The sequence below is a fragment of the Pseudomonas sp. Sample_11 genome (assembly GCF_004307505.1).
GTDB classification, from domain to species: domain Bacteria; phylum Pseudomonadota; class Gammaproteobacteria; order Pseudomonadales; family Pseudomonadaceae; genus Aquipseudomonas; species Aquipseudomonas atacamensis.
Window position 1 is genome coordinate 1 of record NZ_RCOD01000101.1, and the last position, 2944, is coordinate 2944.

The window sequence follows — 2944 nt, forward strand, 5'->3', positions numbered from 1 at the left end:
GCAACTGATCATGCTCGGGGAACTGGCGGTGAATCGGGTGCTGGATAATCTGGAGCTACCGCAGTAGCGGAGCCCGATGATCGTTCCCACGCTCCTGCGTGGGAATGCCTCAACGGACGCTCCGCGTTCGGCTCCCGATGGGACCCGGAGCGTCCCGGCTGCATGCCTTTGCGCATGGGAACACTCTTCATGACCGTTCATCGCAAACCCCCTCCTACCTGTCAGAGTTGACAGGTGACGGCCCGGCCGGTCTCGCATTAGATGCAGCAAGAGCGTTCCTACATCACGCAAGGAGAATGCAATGAGCCGCATCCGTAACTTCGTTGAACCGTTTGCACTGACCCGCCCGCACGCCCCCGAAATGGTCGAGCTGGAACCTGCAATGGCAGACGTCCATGGCGGCGTCACCATTGTGAAAGCCAATGAAACCGAGGGCTTGTTGGTCCTCATGCTAGCTTACTTAAATCAGACCAAGAACGATAAGCTCATCCTGCTGATCAACGACAACAAAGGGCCTAGCACCACCATCGCTGAGGGCAAGGAAAGCGACGATACGCCCTTGCGCCTGCCTGCCGGCTTACTGCAAAAAGGCCTTAACCGCATCAAAATTCACATTGAGCGCACGTCCGGGAATGATGAACTCACACCTGAGCTGGTGCTCTACCATCGAACCTCTCCGCCCGGTGATGTACCACCGGTATTGAATCTCACCGTCAGCCACAAGGTGATCAACCAGGCGGAAGCTGACAAGTTCAAGGTGACTGTCACTTATGCCAACGTGCAGTGGTATGACCTGATTTTTGTGTCTTGCAATGGCGCGCATCACCAATATCAGCTCACACCCAGCAGTGTGTCGCCCCTGCCTCCCGTGCCACAAAGTGTTGTGATCGACATCCCGAAAGACAAGCTGATCGAGGGTGGCAACGATAAAACCTTCGAAATCAAATATCGCGTTGTCGACTACCTGACCAATCCCTCCGGCCCTCCAACCTGGTCCGATGCCGTGTTCGTGGAAGTGGATCTGGACAAGATCTCCCAAGAGCCGCCGACACTCGTTAACGCCGTCTCCCCAATCGATGTGCTGGCAAGTGAAGGCGGAGTGAAGGTGCGGGCCGAGTTCAAAGCCGCTTTGGCAAACGACAAGGCGACGCTGAAGATTGTCGATGGCCTACCGGGTTCATCATTTCCGCAAGTGGCATTCAACACCAACCAACGCGCCAATTTCACATTCAGCGTGGCGTTCCTTCTCGCTCATCAAGGCAAAACAATCCAGGTGTCGTGGGTATTGATTCGAGATGGCGTGCCCAGCGGCGAATCCCCTCCTCTGGAGGTGGTCATCGATAAAATCGCGGTGGACGACCCGCGCTTGCCGACTCCGAATATTGCGGGGGAAATGGGGCAGCAGCTCAATGTTCCGGAACTACCGAATGATGCGCGGGTGCTCACGGAAAAAATTCCACTGATGCAACAGACCCACCCGGTCTGGGTTGATTTTGAAGGCGTCGACGCGGATGGGAACCCGGTAACCAAGGAAGTTTCGACCGGCGGGCCTAGTGAACTGGCGGACAGGATTTCGTTACTGGCGCAAGTCGAGTGGTTGAAGAACCTGAAAGATGGAAGCCCGTTGAGAGTGGTTTGTGCGGTCAATCTTGATGGGCTTAAGGACAAGACAAAAGCGGTGCCGCTTCGGGTGCGTACTTATACGGTGAGTGTGGCCAAGCCATTGAAGATAGATCCGTCGGAAATGCTGCTCGACGGCCTCAACTACTATATGTCCCCGCAATCCACTTATCAGCCAGACTGGACCCGAACCAGCTATAAGTCTCCACAGTCCCATGCAACTCGGCTTCCAGTTGATGGAACCCCGCCTTTTACCTTCACCTCTCACAACGTGCACATCGCAACCGTCAACTTCACGACGGGTGAGGTCTACTCTGTCTCAAACGGGTCAACTGTGATCGAAGTGCGAGATGCAGCGGGGAGAACTGCTCAATACCCGGTGAAATGTTCCAATGTGTACGAATTATTCGCTGATTCCCGAGCTTTGACTTGGAGCGCGGCGCACGCCGCTCTGCGAGACCTGAATTTGGAGCCTGTTCCATTTACAAGGACTGACACGCAAATCTTCAATCCCCCCATCAGTTTTCAATTTCAATCGAGTTTTCTAGGTCAGGTGTCTCCTAACTTTTACGGCACGATTGCCGTCAACGACCAGGCCCAAATCAGCTATCTACGTTCGAACGGTAACGCCGTTCCTCCCGCCCCCGTAGACCACCGACATAGCGGGCTGACAATCGGCCTAACTAGCGTCAGCGGTACTTATCCTTTCGTAGGCCGACGACGGAAGCTGCCTTTATTGCCTGACGAATAGCGCACCAAAGCGAACTAAATAAAAGGGACGGATTTAAATTCCAGTGATTTAAATAGCGTGTGTGATCAAGGTTTTTCTGCTGGCCCGGATGGCTCTTTCGCGAGCAAGCTCGCTCCCACAACTTGACCGCATTCCAAATGTGGGAGCGAGCCTGCTCGCGAAGAGGCCATCAGGTTCGGCGCAATTCTTTGATTTAAACGAAGCTGTTTAAAAGACACCTGCGGATACGGTCTCAAGGCTACAAATCCTTGCGCCATTGCCTACAGCCAAGCCAGAATCCGCCGGCTTGTGCGCCTTGGGGGCGGGTTCTATTGTGGTGCGGTCGCTGAATGTTCAGTGATCGGGTTTAGCAGCCCGGCAAATTTTCAAGGCACGCTGGCTCCGCCTCTCTTTATGGCGGCTTGCGTGGGGCACTTCGGTGCGCCGGGATCCTTGAGCCTGGTCTGCTAACCCGCGTAAAGCCGCCACCCTCTTCGTTTAGCAGCGAAGGCTGTCGGCTCCATTTCTCAAGGAGCTTTACCATGATCAAACCAACACCCAACCCACCCGAAACCGACCCCACCTCCCCCTACG

General features: G+C 55.0%; 1 protein-coding gene. It reads left to right on the plus strand.

Annotated elements, in window-relative coordinates:
- The first annotated feature begins 301 nt into the window (after positions 1–301).
- Positions 302–2371 carry a hypothetical protein gene (locus tag D8U60_RS26115; protein ID WP_130901295.1) on the plus strand — a complete coding sequence of 690 codons (2070 nt, stop codon included), beginning with the start codon at positions 302–304 and terminating at the stop codon, positions 2369–2371.
- Positions 2372–2944 lie beyond the last annotated feature (573 nt).

Coding starts and splice junctions, on each gene's coding strand:
- D8U60_RS26115 (WP_130901295.1), top strand. CDS start 302: ATGAGCCGCATCCGTAACTTCGTTGAACCGTTTGCACTGACCCGCCCG.